Source organism: Microbulbifer sp. S227A (genome assembly GCF_049800935.1).
This window is the reverse complement of record NZ_JBNAFZ010000013.1, coordinates 74,822-94,155: the sequence shown is the minus strand read 5'-3', so window position 1 is coordinate 94,155 and position 19,334 is coordinate 74,822. Positions and strand designations below refer to the sequence as shown.

Sequence of the window (19,334 nt, the reverse complement as noted above, 5' to 3'; positions counted from 1 at the left end):
ATAAAGGATTGGGACATCTGTATCGATCCGTCGCTCCGCAAGCACCCACACATATTGCTTGATCGAATTTTTAAACAACTCAGTGCAGCGCTTGGCCATCACTGTGGGACGCGTATTCTACACATCCGATCCGCTGAAGCAAGGTTTTTTTAAAAATGTTTTCGAAGAAAAATCTTTGAAAATCAAAAGCTTACTTAGCTTCCCCGCCGCGCTTTGCGTTGCCGCTGCAGCAGCGAGGGCGCGAACTATACGAATCTGCCGGGGGGTACGCAAGTACTTTTATGACAAAACTGCAAAAAAGATTTTTTCCGGCAATTTTCGTTCAATTAGGGATCAACTTGCGATTAATTCGCGCGGTAAAACAAGTGGTACTTCTTCTTACCCAGGCGAACAATAAAGTACTTGTTATGCAGAGCACGCTCGACGACAAACACAGACGCCGGGTTGCCATTACTGTCCATACCAATGCCTTCGCCATTTACCAGTACGGCACTGCGGCCAAGTGCATCTTTTACTGGCTTACCGGAAGGTGCCATGCCCGCATCCACCAGCAATTGAATCAGGCTTTGCTCGCCGAAGTCGGCCGGCAGCTCGGAACTGGGCAGGCCGTCGAGACGCAGCTGCTCCAGATCGCCTTCGGAGAGATCTTCGATACCGCCGGAGAACAGTGCCTGAGAAATCCGCTCGGCTGCAGCAAGACCTTCATCACCGTGTACCAGACGGGTCACTTCCTTGGCGAGCACGCCCTGCGCTTGCGGGCGACCGGCGCGCTCAGCATCCTCTTGCTCCAGTGCATCAATGGCATCGACACTCAGGAAGGTGAAGTACTTCAAAAATTTGTACACATCCGCATCGGCAGTATTCAGCCAGAACTGATAGAAGGCATATGGTGAGGTGCGCTTGGGGTCGAGCCAGATGGTGCCACTCTCGGTCTTGCCGAACTTGGTGCCGTCGGCCTTGGTGACCAGCGGTAGGGTCAAACCAAAGACTTTGCCGCGGTGCTGGCGACGGGTGAGGTCGACGCCACCGGTAATATTGCCCCACTGGTCCGAACCACCGATTTGCAGGGTGCACTCGTGGCGCTTGTATAGCTCGGAGAAGTCCATGGACTGAAGGAGGATATAGGCGAATTCAGTGAAGGAGATACCCTCTCCCTCGCGTTGAATCCGCTGCTTGACGGACTCTTTGTTCACCATATTGTTCACAGAGAAGTGCTTACCGACATCGCGCAGGAAATCGAGCACATTCAGGTCTTTGGTCCAGTCCAGGTTGTTGGCGACCAATGCCGCATTGTCGCCGGATTCGAAATCGACGAAAGCACTGACCTGGGCTTTGATTTTCTCGACCCAGCTGGAAACCACGTCCGGGGTATTCAGTGAACGCTCTTGTGCTTTGAAGGAAGGGTCGCCAATAAGGCCGGTTGCGCCGCCAACCAGTGCAATCGGTCGGTGACCTGCCGCCTGAAACCTCTTGAGGGTCAGCAGCGGGACTAAACTGCCTATATGAAGGGAATCCGCCGTGGGATCGAAACCACAATATAGAGTGCGACTTTGCTCTGCCAGATGCAGCTCGAGTTCGCCGTCACCGGTGGCCTGATTGACCAGCCCGCGGCGCGTGAGATCTTCCAGTAGTGTCGCGTCCACTCCGGCCATGGTATCCCCTTGCGGTAAAATCAGATGTCTCAGTAAGCCGCCAAAGAAGGTTTCGGCGGCCAAAAATTGGGCTGCAAATGTACCGAATCCAGCGGTAAATACAAGCTTGAGGCGGTTATGCGGCAGGGCGCACCCGGTGGGCTGCAATGGTGGGCCCATGGCTGCTCGGAAGCCTTTAATGACCGCATGGAGGAACTGAATCTTGATCAGACAGGTCAATTACCCCGTGAACGACGGCGTAAATTTTGTTATAAAGTCGCCTTGGTGTTCGTTTTTTAGACGATCACAGGCCTGCGGCGCAACGCTTCACGTCTGACCCAAACCCAACAAATACCACTGTCAGCGCTACTTCTATATAGAACCATGCAAAATCGACGCAAAAACGAGCGCCTGATCGGCGCTATGGGCAAGCATTTCCCGCGCACCCACGCCGTTGCCGCCGGTGCGGCGAGTTTCGCCCTCGCCCTCGTCCTGTTTATTTCGCCACCGGAAGTCGAGGCGAAGCGAACGCCACTGCCGGTGACCCTGAGCCACGCGGAAGTATTGACCGAACAATCGACGCCGGAGCTCGAAACAGAGACTGCGGGCAGCACGAGCGTTATGGAAGGCTTGCGCGTGGTACAGGAGACCGTGCGCAACGGCGATACACTGTCTGACCTATTCCAGCGTGCCGGCGTTAGCAGCGCGGAAATGTACCAGCTGCTGTCGAGCGGCAAAGAAGCGAAACAACTGGCCAAACTGGTGCCGGGCGAGGAACTCACCTTCCAGATTGACGGTGAGGGCAGCCTGCAGACCCTCGAGCTGCACCGGGATCGCCTCAGTAAGGTTGAATTCAGCCGCGATAGCTCCGACGAGTACAAGTACGCTCTGCACACACGCGAAGCCGAACGCTACACTGCATTTCGCCAGGCGGAAATCAACAGCTCGCTGTTTGTGGACGGCAGCAAGGCCGGCCTCAGCAACAACCTGATCATGGAGATGGCCGACATCTTCGGCTCGGACATCGACTTTGCACTGGATATTCGCAAGGGCGACAAGTTCAGCGTGGTTTTCGATGAAGAGTTTATCGATGGCGAGAAGATTGGCAACGGCGCCATTCAGGCGGTGTCCTTTACCAATCAGGGCAAGACCTTCAGCGCGGTTCGTTACATAGACAGCAACGGGGACGTGAATTACTACACCCCAGATGGCAAAAGCATGCGCAAGGCATTCATCCGTACCCCGGTGGACATCGGTCGCATCAGCTCCCACTTCAACCCGCGCCGCCTGCACCCGATCTTCAAGACGCGTCGCCCGCACAACGGTACCGATTACGCTGCGCCGCGTGGCACGCCGGTATATTCCGCCGGTGATGGCCGCGTGATCAAGGCAGGCTACACCAAGGGCAATGGCAACTACGTGTTTATCCAGCATGGTGAGCGTTACATCACGCGTTACCTACACCTGCACAAACGTCATGTAAAACGCGGCCAACGGGTCAAGCAGCGCCAAGTAATTGGTACCGTCGGCTCTACCGGCTATGCCACCGGCCCGCACCTGCACTACGAGTTCCTGGTCGATGGCCACCACCGCAACCCTGCAACCATTGTACGCAAGCTGCCCAAGGCCAAGGCCGTCGCCAGCTCAGAAATGGACCGTTTCCTGGCCCAGACCCAACCACTGCTGGCACAGTTGCAACGCTTTGAACAACCCGCCCTTGCACAAAATAACGATGAGCAGGACTCCGTAAACTGAATGACGGACTTCTACATTGGCCTGATGTCCGGCACCAGCGTCGACAGTATCGACGCGGTGCTGGTCGAATTTTCTGAATCAACCTCCCCCTCTGGCAGCCAACTACACTGCAAAACCCGCGCGGCGATCGGCCATCCCATTTCCACGGAAATGCGCGAAGCCATCCTCGCCCTGTGCGCACCCGGCCCCTCCGAGCTAGACCGTTCCGGGCAGCTGGATCGCCAGCTGGGCCAGGAATTTGCCGCCGCCACCCTTGCCGTGTTGCGCCAGGCGAACATCCAGCCGCAACAGGTGCGCGCCATCGGCAGCCACGGCCAAACCGTGCGCCACCGCCCGCCGGGCTCTGTATCGACCCCATTCTCCCTGCAGCTCGGTGACCCCAATACCATTGCTGCGGAAACCGGCATCACCACCGTGGCCGATTTCCGCCGCCGGGATATGGCCCTAGGCGGCCAGGGCGCACCGTTGATGCCGGCATTCCATAATGCGGTATTTCGCGCCGACCGCGATCGTGCCGTGGTGAATATTGGCGGTATGGCGAATATCACCGAGCTGGCCGCCGATGGCGGTGTGCGCGGCTACGATACCGGTCCGGGCAATGCGCTGCTGGATTACTGGGTCAAGCTGCATCGCGGCAAGGCCTACGATGCCGATGGGGCATGGGGCGCCACTGGGAATCCGCACCCGGAGTTACTCAACCGCTTACTGAACGACCCCTTCTTTGCGGCGCCGGCGCCCAAAAGCACCGGGCGCGAGGCCTTCAACCCCAACTGGCTCGAGATGGCCTGCGCCGGGCTCGAATTGACCCCGGTGGATGTGCAGGCAACCCTGGCCGAGGTCACCGCGGCCACCATCGCCAATGGTGTGCACGAGTTTGCCCGGGGCGGTGAGCTGCTGGTATGCGGTGGTGGCGCGCGCAACGGCGACCTGATGGAACGCCTGCGCAGACGCCTGCCCACCTGGACGGTGGCACCCACAGACCATTACGGGATCGATGCAGATTGGGTGGAAGGTGCCGGGTTTGCGTGGCTCGCACGCCAGACCATTCTGGGGCTGAATGGCAATTGCCCGGCAGTGACCGGAGCGAGCAGGGAAACCGTACTTGGGGGGATCTTTCCCGCCTGAGTGGCGGGAAGGGATCTGATACGCAGGTCAGCGATCAGATTGAGAAGGAAGAACCGCAACCACAGGTAGAGGATGCGTTCGGATTCTGCACCACAAAGCGCGAGCCAGACAGCCCCTCTTCGTAGTCGACACTGGCGCCAACCAGATACGGATAGCTCATGGCATCCACCAACACCTGAATACCATCTTTTTCCACTACCGCGTCGTCTTCGGCCACCAGCTCATCAAAGGTAAACCCGTACTGGAACCCTGAGCAGCCACCACCGGTGACGAAAACCCGCAGCTTCAGCTCCGGGTTCCCTTCCTCTTCCAGCAATCCCTTCACCTTGGCAACGGCCTGTTCGGTCACCTGGATAGGTTCGGGAGAAAAGGAAACAGCTTCAGACATAGAATTTACTCGACACAGTTTGCAGCCCCAACCCTATGTGGGCGCTCTGACTGGGCGCATTATGAATAAAACCCAGCAAATGGGTCAAGTATTACCCCATTTGCCGGGTTTCACCAGCCGAGTTTGCAGATTAGTCTGCGTCGGTGACCGTTTCGTCAGCGCTGAAGCCAAGCATGCGCGGTTCACTGGCTGTATCCATGTCCACATTGGATACCAGCGAGCCGTTTACCTGGGCGCCTTTTACCATCTCGATCAGTTTGTAGTGCACATTACCTTCCACCATCGCCTTGGAGGCCAGCTCCAGGTGGCCACTGGCGTGCACATCACCTTTCACATTGCCGTTTACCACGACATTGGGAACGCGGATTTCACCTTCGATGGTGCCACCGTCAACCACTTGCAGACGCGCATCGCTGTCACTGTGGGCGCTGATATTTCCCTTTACGGTACCTTCAACCACCAGGTTGCCGCGAAAATGCAGGTCGCCGGTTACTTCGGTGTGTTTCGCAATCAGGGTGGTGCTGTTGCCGCCAGTGCTAGCCATAGTTTTCTCTTTCTTTTTCAACATAATTCAACCGAACCTCATGAATTGGATGGAGTCTGGTCGCTCCAAACGCGCCATGTGCGCACTCAGCAAATCAGCTCTGCTGCACCAGCCAGCCATAGCGCTGATCAATATTGAATCCTTTGCGCTTACTGGATTTGAGCGACAGTTCTACACCTTCCGGCACGAAGCCTTCCGGCAACTGCAGCTCTCCCTCGATATTCTGAAAATACTTGAATCGCAGCGGGATGGACTCGCTTTCCACCTGCTGTGACAGGTCCGCCAATGCATAGCGGCGGGCCTCGCCATCCGTCTGTCCAACAATAGTAAAGCGTACGGCTCCCGTCACCACCTGGTGACGGGCGGCAGACTGCTGGACCAGGAGCTTGTACTGATAACGCCGGTCGCCCGCCTCAGAAATACTGAAGCGGCCAATGGATACGCCCTCGCTGCCCTCAGCGGGAGCCATGATTCCGCGATAAAAGGCGATCTCCTGACGCAGTTCGGCGATCTGGCTGTCCTTGCTTACCAGCTCGGAACGCACCGATTCGCTGGCCTGCTCGCCAATAGTCACCGACTGCTCGGCAGTGGTGGCGCGGATGCGCAGGGTCTCGATCTGCGCACGCAGATGGTCGACCTCGTCCAGCGCGCGGGCGTGGGCACGAGACTTCTCATCCAGACTCTTACTAATCTGGTACTGACCGGCAAAAAAAGCGCCGGCACTCGTGGACAGCACAAGCAAACTCACCCCCAGGACGGAAAATACGCCATGCAGGATGGGCCGGTGGGGCACCACTTTCATACGGTACTGCTTGCTGCCTTTAACTTTGCGCGCCATGAGATTGATTCGTGTTGTAGCCGTGTCGTGTATTTTTCTATTGTGCCACTGCTGCCGATTCTAAGGCAGCAGTGCTGGGCTCTCTAGCCCCTGGTTCTCATTTAAGCCAAACATGATGTTCATGTTCTGGATTGCCTGCGCAGACGCGCCCTTGGCCAGGTTGTCGATGGCCGAAAGCACCACCACCGTATCGCGGCCCTGGGGACGCATTACCGACAGCCGGCACATATTCGTGCCCTTCACACTGCGGGTCTGCGGATGGCTGCCAGCCGGCATCACATCCACAAACGGCTCCGCTGCGTAACGCCGCTCGAACAGCTGCTGCAGCGCCTCTTGTGCACTGGCCGCCGCGGCGGCGTCCTTCAACTTGGCGTACAGGGTCGCGTGGATGCCGCGCACCATGGGTAGCAGGTGCGGTACAAACGTCAGCTCTACCGGGCCACCGGCAGCGCGACCAAGCCCCTGCTCAATCTCTGGCAGGTGACGATGCCCACCGGCCGCATAGGCGCGGAAGGTATCATTGTTCTCCGCGAACAGCAGGTCTGTTTTGCCCTGGCGACCGGCACCACTGGCGCCACTGGCGGCGTTGGCGATGATCCCGGTGGGCTCGACCAGCCCGGCCTCCAGCAGCGGCAGCAAACCCAGTTGCACCGCGGTCGGGTAGCAGCCCGGGCAGGCAATCAGCTGGGCGCCGGCAATCTGGTCTCGATTGACCTCGGGCAAGCCGTATACCGCCTGCGGCACCAACTCCGGGCAGCCGTGCGGCTGGCCGTACCAGTCTTCCCAGGTAGAGATGTCCAGTATGCGGAAATCCGCAGACAGGTCGATGACCCGCACACCGCGTGCAATCAGCGCCGGCACCTGTGCCTGGGCAACACCGTGTGGTGTGGCAAAAAACACCACATCGCACGCCGCCAGGGTATCCACGTCTGGTGCGGTAAATTTCAAATCGTAATGACCACGCAGACTGGGAAAGAGTTCCGCCACCGCAGTGCCCGCCTCGGCACGGGAGGTAATCGCGCTCACCTCTACGCCGCTGTGGCCAGCCAACAGGCGCAGCAACTCCACGCCGGTATAACCCGTTCCACCTACGATTGCCGCCTTGATGACACTCACGATCTTGCTCCTTTTACTGCCTGCTGGTCTCTATCCTTTGCGGGGCACCCTACTGGCGGGCCACGTCCCCTGTATAATGAGCCGTGCACTCTACCATAAGCCACTCAGATTAAAGGATTAACCGTGCGGCGCAGAACGCAGTCGAAACCCCCATCTCGCTTCGCATCCGCACTTTCTCGCCTGCGCAGGCCGCAGTTTCTCGACCGCCTGCAACTCGAACTTTCCGCACAGCAAGCCCTCTCTACGCTGGTACTCCTGGCGCTGGTTATCGGTATCTGCGCGGGGCTGGTGATTATCGCGTTCCGGCAACTCAGTGAAGGCCCAGCCATCCTGTATCTGCCGAAACTGGAGGACTTCGAGTCCCTCTCTCCCGAGTGGCGCTTCATGCTGCCCCTAGTCGGCGCGATGATTCTCGGGCTGATATTCCACTGGATCGCACCCTCCGGGCGCCCGGTTGGCGTGGTCCACGTGCTGGACCGATTGCACAACCACCAAGGCAAGATGCCCACCAAAAACGCGATTCTGCAGTTCTTTGGCGGCGCCCTGGCGCTGCTCAGTGGCCAGTCCATTGGCCGCGAAGGTCCTTCCGTTCACTTAGGAGCCGCCACCGGCAGCTGGGTGGCGCAGCGCCTGCGCCTGCCCAATAACGCCCGACGCACCCTGCTCGCGTGCGGGGTTGCTGCGGCTATTGCGGCGTCCTTCAACACCCCCCTGGCCGGGGTAATTTTCGCCATGGAAGTGGTGATGCTGGAATACACGGTAGCGGGCTTCCTGCCGGTAATGATCGCGGCGGTGAGCGGCAGCGCGGCCACACGCCTTGCGTTTGGGCACCAAACCATGTTCAACGTGCCTCCGTCGCAACTGCAATCACTGGCAGAGCTGCCCATTTTGTTTGCGTGCGCCCTGGCAATTGGCGCACTCGCCTCGCTGTTTATCATCAGCCAGCGCACACTGGTGCCCCTCCAGCAAAAATACTCGCCCCTGCTGCGTTTCACCGTTGCCGGCGCGGCCACCGGGCTACTGGCCATCTGGATTCCCGAGGTACTCGGCACCGGGTACGACACCATGGAGCTGGCCATGCTCGGGCAAATCGGCGTTGCCGCACTGACCATCATTGTGCTGGCAAAGCTCACTGCCACATCCCTGGCAATCGGGCTCGGTATCCCCGGAGGGGTTATTGGCCCCAGCCTGATTCTCGGCGCCTGCATCGGTGGTGCCGCCGGCCACCTGGCGAACCTTCTGCTGGGTGAGGCCACTGCCAGCCCGGGCCTCTACGCGATGGTGGGCATGGCCGCGATGATGGCCGCCATGCTGAACGCGCCGCTGGCGGCATTGCTGGCCATTCTCGAGCTGACTTACAACGCCAACGTGCTATTCCCCGCCATGCTATCCATCGTTGTTGCCTGCCTGGTGAGCCGCCAGCTGTTTGCCACCGATGGTATTTATCAGGAATCGCTGCGCGCCCTCGGCAAAAGTGGCACCCCCAGCTGGCGGGCGCAAATGCTGAGCCGCGTAGGCGTGGCAGGCGCAATGGAGCGGGGCATCGCGGTAGCCCCACAGTTACTGGACCAATCACAGGCTCAGCGTCTGATCGACCAGAAACCCGCCTGGCTGCTGGTCGACACCGAAGGCAGCGCGGTGGCGTTGCGTACCGCGGACCTGGCACATTTCCTCCAGCGCCCGCAGAAAGAACCCGAGGACAAAGAGCAAAACCTCGCAGAAGAAGAAAAGATCGATCTGTTGCGCCTGCCCGGCGAGCGCCTGGAAATGGCCCCGCTTAGCTGGCGCGCCACCCTACTGGAAGCACAGCAAACGCTGGAACGACGAGATGTGGGCGCGCTGTATATTGGCCGGGATTACGATCAGGGCAGTCCGGGTGTACGCAACTGTGATGTGGCGGGTATTATCTTGCCCCAGCATATAGAACATTATTACCGCCAGTGAGCCTCGCTATAGGACACTGATCAACAATAAGCCAAAATGGTAACAACAAACCCTGCGGGGTAAGGAGCCTCAATGCTGTGGGTCAAAGCCTTTCATATTATTGCCATGGTGTGCTGGTTTGCCGCGCTGTTTTACCTGCCGCGCCTGTTTGTGTACCACGTGGACGCTACCGATGCGCTGAGTAAAGACCGTTTCAAGATCATGGAGCGCCGCCTGTATCGGGGTATCGCCATCCCCTCCATGCTAGCGACATTGATTTTTGGCATCTGGCTGATTACCTACAACCCGGACTACTACAAGTCTGCTGGCTGGCTGCACGCCAAACTCACCCTGGTGGTACTGCTGATCGGCTATCACCACATCTGCGGTAGCTTCGTGAAAAAGTTTGCCGTCGACAACATCACCAAAAGCGGGCGCTTTTTCCGCGTATTCAATGAGCTGCCGGTGCTGGCACTGATCGCGATTGTGATTCTCGCGGTGGTGAAACCGTTTTAAGCCGCCACGCGTCCCGCACAGGGGCGCATGAGCCCTCCTCGCCGCACTGTCACACCCAGTGACGCAGCTAGAATTAGGATACCTGCCAAAGATTCCCGAAGGCCCATGGATACGCAACAGCCAGTCGTCCTCACCGTCACCCACCACGACCCCAGCGGCAGCGCCGGTATTGCGGCAGATACGGAAACGGCCGCAAGCCTGGGGTGCCACTGCGCCTCGGTGGTATCGGCGATTACGGTGGGAGACACCAGCGAACTCGCCGGCGTCGCCCCGGTGGACGACAGCCTGCTGGTAGAGCAGGCCCGAGCGGTTCTCGAAGATATGCCGGTGGCGGCCATCAAAATCGGCTATCTCGGCTCGGTCGAGAATGTGCACGCCATGCACAGCGTGCTCCGCGACTACCCGGATATCCCGCTGATTATCGACCCCGATGCCACTCTGGCAGACAAGGAAAGCCTGCTGGCGCCGCCCCTGTGGCGTGCGATGTGTGATCTGTTACTGCCGCTTGCCACCCTGGTCGCGCCTAATAGACGCGAAGCCCGCGCCATGGCCGGCGAGGCCGACGTCTACGACGCCCAGGCCCAGGAGCTGCTGGAAAGCGGCTGTCGCTACCTGTTGCTGACCGGGGTGCCGGCGGAAGATCAACAACTGGAAAATCGCCTCTACGACGAACGCGGCCTGATTCGTAAATTCCACTGGAAACGCCTGCAGCCAGCAGCCTATGGTGTCTGCGGGACCCTGACCACGGCGATCGCCTGTCACATAGCCCACGGCTTGAACATGCTGGAAGCGGTGAATCGCAGCCAGCAATTTACCTGGAGCGCCATTGCCGACAGCCGACGCCTCGGCATGGGACGACCGGTACCCAACCGGCTGTTCTGGGCCTGTAAAGACTGACCATTCCCCTACCCGCTCATAGAACCCTGGTGCGGCACCCTCGCGCGGTTTGCGGTGCGCGGCCGGGGCGCGGATAATACGCGCAAATTTTCATCCCGGTGCTCCCATCACCGCTCCCTACCCGGTATCTGTATTTCTATGAGCAAGTCCGAAACTCTCTTTGCCGAAGCCCAGAAAGTCATCCCCGGCGGCGTTAACTCGCCGGTGCGCGCCTTCCGCGCAGTGGGCGGCACTCCGGTATTTATCGAGCGCGCCGAAGGCGCCTACCTGTATGACGCGGATGAAAAACGCTACATCGACTACGTACAGTCCTGGGGACCGATGGTGCTGGGTCACGCCCACCCGGAAGTGATCGACGCGGTCGTGGAGCAGGCCCAGTCCGGCTTGAGCTTTGGCGCGCCCACCGAACTGGAAACCGAGCTGGCGGAAGAGCTGTGCCGTGTATGGCCGAACATGGACCTGGTGCGTTTCGTAAACTCCGGTACCGAAGCCACCATGAGCGCCATCCGCCTGGCGCGCGGCTACACCGGCCGCGACAAGATCGTGAAGTTCGAGGGCTGCTACCACGGCCACTCCGATTCCCTGCTGGTAAAAGCCGGCTCCGGCGCGCTGACCATGGGCGTACCGTCCTCCCCGGGCGTGCCCGCGTCACTGGCAGACCACACCATCACCCTCACCTACAACGATATTGAAGGTGTGAAAAAGTGCTTCGCCGAAATTGGCGATCAGATCGCGTGCATTATCGTGGAGCCGGTTGCCGGTAACATGAACTGCATCCCGCCGATTCCCGGCTTCCTGGAAGCCCTGCGTGAGGTGTGTGACCAGTCCGGTGCGGTACTGATTCTCGACGAAGTAATGACCGGTTTCCGGGTGAGCCTGACCGGCGCACAGGGGCACTTCGGCATCGACGCGGACATCACCACCCTGGGCAAGGTCATTGGCGGCGGTATGCCGGTAGGCGCCTTCGGCGGCAAGCGCGAAATCATGGAGCAGATTGCACCACTGGGTCCGGTGTACCAGGCCGGCACCCTGTCCGGGAACCCCATGGCCATGGTGGCGGGACTGGAAACCCTGCAGCTGATTCAAGAGCCGGGCCTGTACGAGGAACTGACAGCCAAGACCGACCGGCTGGTGGAAGGCGTGCTGGATGCCGCCAAGGCGGCGGACATTCCGCTGACCGCCAATAAAGTCGGCAGCATGTTCGGTTTCTTCTTTACCGACGCCGACCAGGTCACCAACTACCAGCAGGTAATGGCGTGCGACACCGACCGCTTCAACCGCTTCTTCCACGGCATGCTGGAAGAAGGTGTGTACCTGGCACCGGCCTCTTATGAAGCCGGTTTTATGTCCGCGGCGCACTCCGACGAAGATATCGAAGCCACCATCGACGCGGCGAAAAACGTCTTCGCCAAACTGAAATAAGCGAGAACTGCCATGAGCTTCACTTCCCACCGTGGACAGTTCCCGCACAGCCGCCCGCGCCGCCTGCGCGCCAGCGAGTTTTCCCGCCGCCTGGTGCGGGAGAACCGCCTGAGCCGTGATGACCTGATCCTGCCACTGTTCGTGATCGAGGGCCGCGGCGAGACCCAGCAAGTGGCCTCCATGCCCGGCGTGGAACGCCTGAGTGTCGACCTGCTCACCGCCAAGGCCAAAGAATTAGTGCTACTCGGTATCCCGGCGGTGGCACTGTTCCCGGTGGTAGACCCGTCGGCGAAATCCGACGACGCGCGCGCCGCCTACGACAAAGATGGCTTGGCCCAGCGCGCAGTGCGCGCACTCAAGGACGCCGCACCGGAACTCGGTGTGATTACCGATGTGGCACTGGACCCGTTTACCAGCCACGGCCAGGACGGCCTGATGAACGATGCGGGCTATATCGTTAACGACGATACCGTGGAAGTGCTGGTACAGCAGGCCCTGTCCCACGCGGAGGCCGGCGCCGATGTGGTCGCGCCGTCCGACATGATGGACGGGCGTATCGGCGCAGTGCGCGCCGCGCTGGAACGGGATGGCCACGCCAACACCCAGATCATGTCTTACGCCGCCAAATACGCGTCCAGTTACTACGGGCCGTTTCGCGATGCGGTGGGCTCCGCCGGCAACCTGAAGGGCGCCAACAAGTTCAGCTATCAGATGGACCCGGCCAACGGCGACGAAGCGCTGCACGAGTGCGCGCTGGATCTGGCGGAAGGCGCCGACATGATTATGGTGAAGCCGGGCATGCCGTATCTGGACGTGGTGCGACGGGTAAAGGACGAGCTGAAGGTGCCGACGTTTGCCTATCAGGTCAGCGGTGAATACGCCATGCATTGCGCGGCGTTCGAAAATGGCTGGCTGAATCGCGACGCCGTGATTCTCGAATCCCTGCTGGCATTCAAACGCGCCGGCGCCGATGGTGTACTCACGTATTTTGCGGAAGAGGCTGCGCGCCTGTTACAGGGGTAATTAACGACTCAAGCGCTCCGACCAACCAGCGTCAGGGCCACTGATCTTCTTCCTGCTGCGGTGGCCAGGGCTGCGCATCTTCCACCGGCACACCGCTGCGACGCTGGCGCTCATCTAGCCGGCGCCGCTCTTCCTGGGCGCGCCGCTCTTCTTCCTGATAACGCTGCTCCTGCAAACGCGCGGACTCCTCAAGGCGGCGCAAGCGCTCCGCCTCATCTGGTGGAATCTGCTGATACTGTTCCGGGCCAAGCTGCTCTTCGCGCTCCAGCTGCTCGCGCAATTGCTGTTCGCGTTCGCGCTGCTCCTGCATCTGCTCGCGGCGTTGCTGCTCCGGATCAATGCCCCAGCCCGGACTCATATCTTCTCGCGGTGCCACATTTTCGTCGTCGCGATCAAACCAATTGCGGAACCAGCCACGGCGCTCGCAGCGGGGATCGGTCTTCAGGCGGCTTTCAACCGACACTGGAATTTCGCGCCCACCCTCGCAGTGCCGCGGGTCCATGTACTCCCCTTTCTGGTTCACCGGCTTCCACTCGACACCACGGGGCGCCTGAATGCGCCCATGACGATGGGGCAGCTTGCGCATGATATCGGTCCAGATCGTCAATGCGCCGGTCGCGCCGGTCAGCTCGGTGCGCTCGTTATCGTCGCGGCCAAGCCACACCACCGCCGTCACTCCCGGGCTAAATCCGGCAAACCAGCTGTCGCGGTAATTGTTGGTAGTACCGGTTTTGCCGGCAAAGGGGACACTGTTGGGCAAGCGGCGATAGGCACTCTTACCGGTACCCTCACGCATCACCTGTTCCAGTCCGTAGCGCAGTAAATAGATCGGCACCGCATCCACACCGCGGTCCATTTTCGGGCGGAAGCGCTGCACTTGATCGCCCACTGCGTCGGACACCGCCAACAAGGTACGCGGCTCCACATGTTCTCCGCCATTGGCCATAGTCTGGTACATGCCGGCCACCTCGAAGGGGGTCATTTCTACCGCCCCCAGGAACAGCGAAGGCACCCGCGGCAAAGTCGCTTCGACGCCCAGCCGACGAATCGTCTCGCGCACATTTTCGATACCCAGATCCAACCCCAAACGCGCGGTGGCCTGGTTGTAGGAACGCGACAGCGCCACATACAACGGTACCTGGCCATGGCTGCGGTTATCAAAGTTCGCGGGCATCCACACCTGGCCGTCGGCCGCCACTTCGCGAATGGGTGCATCGTCGATGAGCGTGGCCAGGTTAAATTCGTGCGGCCGTTCCAGCGCCGTCAGATAGATGGCGGGCTTGATCAGTGAGCCAACCTGACGATTTGCTTCCAGAGCGCGGTTAAACCCTGGATAGTGGGGGCGGCGGTCGCCCACCATCGCCAACACATTACCGCTGTGATTTTCCAGAATTACCGTGGCCCCCTGTAACGAGTTGGCCTCGATGTTGCGGTCACTTTCCAGCTTGTCGGCACCCTGGCTAATCGCGTCCTCTGCCAGTTTCTGCACCGATGGCGCAAGCGTGGTGTAAACCCGCAGGCCGGCGGTGCGCAGCTCTTCCACGGAGTAATACGGGCGCAGCTCTTCAAGAAGGCGCTCGGTAAACGCGGGATAGGGGTTCTGCGCGGCTGCACCTTTGGTTGCCACTTCCAGCGGCTTGGCCTTGAGCCGTTGCAGGTCCTGCTCACTGATCAGCCCCTGCTCCTGCATCACATCGAGCACGATATTGCGGCGCTCCAGCGCGCGCTTGGGGTGTCGCCAGGGGTTGTAGTAGGAAGCGCCCTTGGCGAGCCCAACCAGCAAAGCCATTTGATGCGGTTCCAACTGGTTGAGAGGCTTGTGAAAATAAAACTCCGACGCCAGACCAAAGCCATAAATTGCGCGGCTGCCCTGTTGACCCAGCCACACCTCATTGATGTATTCCTGCAGGATGTAGGCCTTGTCGTAATGGACCTCCATCAGGATCGCCATCAGGGCTTCATTGAATTTTCGCCACAGGCTCGGCTTGTGATCGAAGAAAATATTCTTCACCAGCTGCTGGGTGATGGTTGAACCGCCCTGCACCACGGTGCCCGCTTGCAAGTTGGCCACCATGGCGCGAGCAATACCACGAGGGGAAACCCCGAAATGATGGGCAAAATCCTGGTCTTCCACGGCAATCAGCGTGGCACCCAGTAACGGTGGAATTTCGGTAATGCGCACCGGCGTGCGGTCGTCACCCCCACCAAGCAAGGTGCCGATGGGCGCCGCATCCAGGCGGAACTCTTCCAGCGCCGCGCCACTTTCGTCGCGCAGATTGGTTAACTCGTCATTGCGCAGGCGGAAGTGCACCTTGGCCTCCCGTTCGCGGCGGTCCGGATGGACAAAATCACGACGCCACACCACGTATTCCATGCCTTCCCGTTGCCACTGGCCGGGCTCATCCACGGGCGACGCCTGTTTGTAGTTGAGCGCAGAGAACTCTGCCTCCAACTCATCCGGGCGCATCACCATGCCTTCCTGCAATACCAGCGGCCGCGCAAACACGCGTGCAGGCAACTGGTACTGGCGGCTGTCGAGACGCTCGCGCAGCTGCATATCCAGCCACACCATATAGCCGGCCAGCACCAACACACCGAGCAAGGCCAGCAAGCTCAGCCGCTTGATCCAACGGCCCAGGCGCCCCTCTTTTCGGTTAGCGCGCTTTTTCTGGGTACGACGTTTTGTTGCTGGCATAGATATCCGGGTAACTCTTGAAACTTCACAGGAACGTAAAATAATTCGCTAACAGCACATGCGCTGGGCCGGCACGGCGACTTAATCACTTGCGGCCCGCGTGTATACCCTTAACTTGTATACACTCAGCCGTATACGTCTGGAGCCCAGCCGCACCATAAGCTGTTATAGGCGGCATTTATAAGGTCGGCCGCACACAAGTCAAACCCAATGGGTCACGATGCGCCACCGCCTAGTGTGCTGTGGAAACAACCGCAGCGCTCAGCGAGCGCTAAACTTGCACTCGACCGGGTGGCCGCCATAATGCGCGCATTCCCAAATTCACCAGCCAAATAATCACGGACTCCCGACCCCATGCACCAGTATGAACTCTATGGCATTGGCGCCGCCCTGCTCGACACGGAAATTGAAGTCACCGACAGCGACCTGAAGACCCTCGGCGTGGATAAAGGGGTCATGACCCTGGTGGACGACGCACGCCAGCAACAGCTGGTGGACGACCTCAAAAACCATCTGGTCACCGCCAGCCACGCCTGCGGCGGCTCCGGGGCCAATACCATCATTGCAGCAAGCTACTTCGGCCTCGACACTTTCTACTCCTGCAAGGTCGCAGACGATGCCAACGGCAACTTCTACCGCGACAACCTGACCGCAGCAGGCGTGAACTACCCGGAGGTTCTGAACAACGCCGCTGTGGGCACCACCGGCAAATGCCTGGTACTGATCACCCCCGACGCTGAGCGCAGCATGAATACTTATCTGGGTATCAGCGCCGAATTGTCAGTCAATGAACTCGACAGCGATGCGCTCTCGCAGTCCCGCTGGGCTTACATCGAAGGCTATCTGGTGTCGTCACCCACCGGTCGCGGTGCCGCCATTGCCCTGCGCGAACAGGCCGAGTCCAGCGGCGTAAAAACCGCTCTGAGCTTATCCGACCCCATGATGGTGCAACTGTTCCACGACGGCCTGAAAGAAATGATCGGCGGTGGCGTCGACCTGCTGTTCTGCAACCGTGACGAAGCCCTGCAATATTGCGCTACCGACTCCCTGCAGGAAGCCGCGCAGACCCTGCGCAAGCACAGCAAAGCTTTCGCCATCACCCTGGGCGCCGACGGCGCACTGCTGTGGGACGGCGAACAGGAATACCGCGTATCCAGCCCGAAGGTAAACGCCATCGACACCAACGGTGCCGGCGACATGTTTGCGGGCGCCTTCCTGTATGGGATCAACCGCGGGATGAGCTTTACCGATGCCGGTGAACTGGCCTGCCGGGCGGCAGCGCAGGTGGTGAGTCAGTATGGTCCGCGCTTGCGCGCGGAGCAGCACAAAGAACTGCTGGAGCAAACGGCAAACGCTTGAGCAGCTAAGAAACAAGACACGAAGACAAAGCGCCGGACAAGGCTTTTTAGGTGTATCGACGACAGGAATGTCGCCGACGCAGCGTAGATGGACGTATTCACAAAGGGGGGGGGCGCCTCGCCCGCCCCTGAAAACCCTTGCCCAGCGCCTTGGCGCCACCGCCGGAAATTCAGAGCTACTCAAACGGCCAATTAATCGATCAATCCACAGACGTCGGGCGCGGCCCGCTGATCTCGGGCAGGCAGGCCGCAGCGGCAATACCAAACCCCTGTGCGTAATCCACCCCCATCAAACGCAGCCGCTCCAGTAGCTCCGGAGTTTCAGCAAATTCCGCAATGGTGCTGATCCCCATACGCTTGGCCAGGTGGTCCACCGTACTCACCATCGCACTGTCGATTTCATCCTCCAGCATATTGCGCACAAAGGAGCCGTCGATCTTCAGGTAATCCACCGGCAGCTGACGCAAATACGCCAGTGAGGAAGCGCCGCGGCCAAAATCATCCAGCGCAAAACTGCAGCCGGCCGCGCGCAACTTGTGAATAAACATCAGCGCACGATCCAGGTTATTGATCGCACTGGTTTCGGTAATTTCAAACTGTACCCGCGACGGCGCAACGCCCGTATCCGTTAGCTCACGCAGCACAAAATCCGCAAAATACTCATCACCAAGGCTGATACCGGAAACATTGATCGCATAATGGAAACCAACCGCGCCGCTGCTCTGCTCAAGTGCCATGTACTTGAAGATCTTGCGAATCACCCAGCGATCCAGTTCATCGATAATACCGTAGCGTTCCGCGGCCGGTAAAAATAGCCCCGGAGATATTATGTCGCCATCGCGCCCACGCATGCGCACCAGTACTTCGTAGTGATGAATCCGGTTTTTTTCCTGCAGTGCGACCACGGGCTGGCGATAGAGCATCAGCCGATCATCGCGGATTGCCGCATGGATCTCTGCCAACCAGGTGCCCTCACGGCGTTTCTCCAGCGCTTTGCGCGAATCACCAAAGAATTTCACCCGGTTGCGCCCCTGTTCCCGGGCCGCACTACACGCATCATTGGCAGTTGCCAGTAGCTGACTGGAGGGTGGTGCATGGGCGTCCACACTCACCGCACCGATGGACAGGGCAGGGTGGGTTTCACTGGTTTCCCACTCGAATACAAAATCATTTACCGCCTCGCGCAGGCGCGTGACGATACGCTTGGCTTCTTCCAGCGTGCAATCGCGGAGCAACAGAGCAAATTCATCGCTGCCCACGCGCCCCAATAAATCGTTCTTGCCCAGACACTGGGTAAGGATGCCTGCTATGGCGACCAGCAGCGCGTCGCCGGCGTTGTAGCCGAGGGTGTCGTTGACCACTTTGAATTGATAGACATCGAGATACAGCAGGATATGATGCTGGCGCGGGCCGGCATCCCGATTGAGCAATTGCTGCAGGGCCTGCTCAAATGTCTGACGATTGGGAAGGCGCGTGAGCGTATCGTGACTGCTTTGCCAGCTGAGGCGGGAAGAAATACGCCGTGCTTCCGACGTGTGCCGCAGAACCACGACATAACCATCCAGGCTCACGCCGTCTTTGACACTGTTTATCTGAACACTGATTTCAACCAGGTCTGCCTCACTGTGCGCGCCCCGCTGCCCCTGCCTGCGCAAGTTGGCGCGAAGCTCGCGACGGCTTGGCACCACTTCCGCGGCAGCGTCACCTGTATTTAGGGCCAGGTCTAATGCCACACCCTCATCATCTTCAAGACTGAGACATTCCGACAAAATCTGACCGGGCAGCAAGCCCACAAGGCTGCCGCACAGCTCGCCAGCGAGTGGGTTGCTGTAACGGATGCGGCCATAACGATCGGTAATCACTACGCCATCGGCCACTTCCGCCAGCGCCAGTTCGGCAGCAGCCGGGCTCATCTGTGCACTGGGCGCCATATCAGGCGTCGATGCATCGAGCTGACCATGAAAGGTGGCATTTTGAGAATCAAATTCAGTCAAGGGACATCCAGTTCAATCGCCTGTGCAAGTGGCCCGCTTCTACAACACGGCAACGGCCAGATGCCAGGATGCTCAGAGCGGCGCAACCACTTACCGTAACGAATGCATT

Annotated in this window: 16 protein-coding genes; 9 read left to right on the top strand and 7 right to left on the bottom strand. The window is 59.5% G+C overall.

Annotation, left to right across the window (positions count from 1 at the left end; translation table 11 throughout):
- Positions 1-58 precede the first annotated feature (58 nt).
- The gene (locus ACP15R_RS22645; protein ID WP_424988273.1) at positions 59-397 is read left to right on the top strand and encodes a hypothetical protein; all 339 of its coding nucleotides are present in this window, start codon (positions 59-61) and stop codon (positions 395-397) included.
- On the opposite strand, the gene tyrS is transcribed toward ACP15R_RS22645, so the two are convergent.
- Positions 345-1,652 carry a tyrosine--tRNA ligase gene (gene tyrS / locus ACP15R_RS22640; protein WP_224868630.1) on the bottom strand — a complete coding sequence of 436 codons (1,308 nt, stop codon included), beginning with the start codon at positions 1,650-1,652 and terminating at the stop codon, positions 345-347. The genes ACP15R_RS22645 and tyrS overlap by 53 nt on opposite strands.
- 363 nt (positions 1,653-2,015) lie before the next feature.
- Between tyrS and ACP15R_RS22635 the strand changes: the two genes are divergently transcribed.
- Positions 2,016-3,386: a peptidoglycan DD-metalloendopeptidase family protein gene (locus tag ACP15R_RS22635; protein WP_224868629.1), complete on the top strand. Its 1,371-nt coding sequence runs from the start codon at positions 2,016-2,018 to the stop codon at positions 3,384-3,386.
- Positions 3,387-4,511 carry an anhydro-N-acetylmuramic acid kinase gene (locus tag ACP15R_RS22630; RefSeq protein WP_224868628.1) on the top strand — a complete coding sequence of 375 codons (1,125 nt, stop codon included), beginning with the start codon at positions 3,387-3,389 and terminating at the stop codon, positions 4,509-4,511.
- 34 nt (positions 4,512-4,545) lie between these two features.
- Here the strand turns inward: ACP15R_RS22630 and erpA are convergent, their stop codons facing one another.
- The 4 genes from erpA to argC form a co-directional block, all read right to left on the bottom strand.
- On the bottom strand, positions 4,546-4,899 hold the full coding sequence (erpA, locus tag ACP15R_RS22625; protein WP_010132281.1) for an iron-sulfur cluster insertion protein ErpA: 354 nt from the start codon (positions 4,897-4,899) through the stop codon (positions 4,546-4,548).
- A 130-nt stretch (positions 4,900-5,029) separates the two neighbouring features.
- Positions 5,030-5,443: a bactofilin family protein gene (locus tag ACP15R_RS22620; protein ID WP_224868627.1), complete on the bottom strand. Its 414-nt coding sequence runs from the start codon at positions 5,441-5,443 to the stop codon at positions 5,030-5,032.
- 94 nt (positions 5,444-5,537) lie between these two features.
- The gene (locus ACP15R_RS22615; protein WP_224868626.1) at positions 5,538-6,281 is read right to left on the bottom strand and encodes a DUF6776 family protein; all 744 of its coding nucleotides are present in this window, start codon (positions 6,279-6,281) and stop codon (positions 5,538-5,540) included.
- Between the two features lie 60 nt (positions 6,282-6,341).
- Positions 6,342-7,397 (bottom strand): N-acetyl-gamma-glutamyl-phosphate reductase, encoded by a 1,056-nt coding sequence (gene argC / locus ACP15R_RS22610; protein WP_224868625.1) that lies wholly within the window; start codon positions 7,395-7,397, stop codon positions 6,342-6,344.
- Between the two features lie 123 nt (positions 7,398-7,520).
- Between argC and ACP15R_RS22605 the strand changes: the two genes are divergently transcribed.
- From ACP15R_RS22605 to hemB, 5 genes are all read left to right on the top strand, one after another.
- Positions 7,521-9,341 carry a chloride channel protein gene (locus ACP15R_RS22605; protein ID WP_224868624.1) on the top strand — a complete coding sequence of 607 codons (1,821 nt, stop codon included), beginning with the start codon at positions 7,521-7,523 and terminating at the stop codon, positions 9,339-9,341.
- Positions 9,342-9,413: 72 nt separating this feature from the next.
- A complete protein-coding gene (hemJ, locus tag ACP15R_RS22600) occupies positions 9,414-9,836 on the top strand; it encodes a protoporphyrinogen oxidase HemJ (protein WP_224868623.1) in 423 nt (140 codons plus the stop codon).
- Between the two features lie 105 nt (positions 9,837-9,941).
- The gene (gene thiD, locus ACP15R_RS22595) at positions 9,942-10,733 is read left to right on the top strand and encodes a bifunctional hydroxymethylpyrimidine kinase/phosphomethylpyrimidine kinase (protein WP_224868622.1); all 792 of its coding nucleotides are present in this window, start codon (positions 9,942-9,944) and stop codon (positions 10,731-10,733) included.
- 138 nt (positions 10,734-10,871) lie between these two features.
- The gene (hemL, locus tag ACP15R_RS22590; RefSeq protein WP_224868621.1) at positions 10,872-12,155 is read left to right on the top strand and encodes a glutamate-1-semialdehyde 2,1-aminomutase; all 1,284 of its coding nucleotides are present in this window, start codon (positions 10,872-10,874) and stop codon (positions 12,153-12,155) included.
- 12 nt (positions 12,156-12,167) lie between these two features.
- On the top strand, positions 12,168-13,178 hold the full coding sequence (gene hemB, locus ACP15R_RS22585; RefSeq protein ID WP_224868620.1) for a porphobilinogen synthase: 1,011 nt from the start codon (positions 12,168-12,170) through the stop codon (positions 13,176-13,178).
- A gap of 31 nt (positions 13,179-13,209) precedes the next feature.
- Here hemB and mrcB read toward each other — a convergent pair whose 3' ends face one another.
- A complete protein-coding gene (gene mrcB, locus ACP15R_RS22580; protein ID WP_224868619.1) occupies positions 13,210-15,873 on the bottom strand; it encodes a penicillin-binding protein 1B in 2,664 nt (887 codons plus the stop codon).
- A gap of 354 nt (positions 15,874-16,227) precedes the next feature.
- Here mrcB and ACP15R_RS22575 point away from each other — a divergent pair, with 354 nt between their 5' ends.
- Positions 16,228-17,232: an adenosine kinase gene (locus ACP15R_RS22575; protein WP_224868618.1), complete on the top strand. Its 1,005-nt coding sequence runs from the start codon at positions 16,228-16,230 to the stop codon at positions 17,230-17,232.
- 199 nt (positions 17,233-17,431) lie between these two features.
- On the opposite strand, the gene ACP15R_RS22570 is transcribed toward ACP15R_RS22575, so the two are convergent.
- Entirely contained in the window at positions 17,432-19,225 is a 1,794-nt protein-coding gene (locus tag ACP15R_RS22570; protein ID WP_224868617.1) for a putative bifunctional diguanylate cyclase/phosphodiesterase, read from the bottom strand.
- Between the last annotated feature and the right edge of the window lie 109 nt (positions 19,226-19,334).

Bases quoted from the DNA above. Each gene is read 5' to 3' on its own strand.
- tyrS (WP_224868630.1), bottom strand. From the start codon at position 1,652: ATGGCCGGAGTGGACGCGACACTACTGGAAGATCTCACGCGCCGCGGG.
- ACP15R_RS22635 (WP_224868629.1), top strand. From the start codon at position 2,016: ATGCAAAATCGACGCAAAAACGAGCGCCTGATCGGCGCTATGGGCAAG.
- ACP15R_RS22630 (WP_224868628.1), top strand. From the start codon at position 3,387: ATGACGGACTTCTACATTGGCCTGATGTCCGGCACCAGCGTCGACAGT.
- erpA (WP_010132281.1), bottom strand. From the start codon at position 4,899: ATGTCTGAAGCTGTTTCCTTTTCTCCCGAACCTATCCAGGTGACCGAA.
- ACP15R_RS22620 (WP_224868627.1), bottom strand. From the start codon at position 5,443: ATGGCTAGCACTGGCGGCAACAGCACCACCCTGATTGCGAAACACACC.
- ACP15R_RS22615 (WP_224868626.1), bottom strand. From the start codon at position 6,281: ATGGCGCGCAAAGTTAAAGGCAGCAAGCAGTACCGTATGAAAGTGGTG.
- hemJ (WP_224868623.1), top strand. From the start codon at position 9,414: ATGCTGTGGGTCAAAGCCTTTCATATTATTGCCATGGTGTGCTGGTTT.
- thiD (WP_224868622.1), top strand. From the start codon at position 9,942: ATGGATACGCAACAGCCAGTCGTCCTCACCGTCACCCACCACGACCCC.
- hemL (WP_224868621.1), top strand. From the start codon at position 10,872: ATGAGCAAGTCCGAAACTCTCTTTGCCGAAGCCCAGAAAGTCATCCCC.
- hemB (WP_224868620.1), top strand. From the start codon at position 12,168: ATGAGCTTCACTTCCCACCGTGGACAGTTCCCGCACAGCCGCCCGCGC.
- mrcB (WP_224868619.1), bottom strand. From the start codon at position 15,873: ATGCCAGCAACAAAACGTCGTACCCAGAAAAAGCGCGCTAACCGAAAA.
- ACP15R_RS22575 (WP_224868618.1), top strand. From the start codon at position 16,228: ATGCACCAGTATGAACTCTATGGCATTGGCGCCGCCCTGCTCGACACG.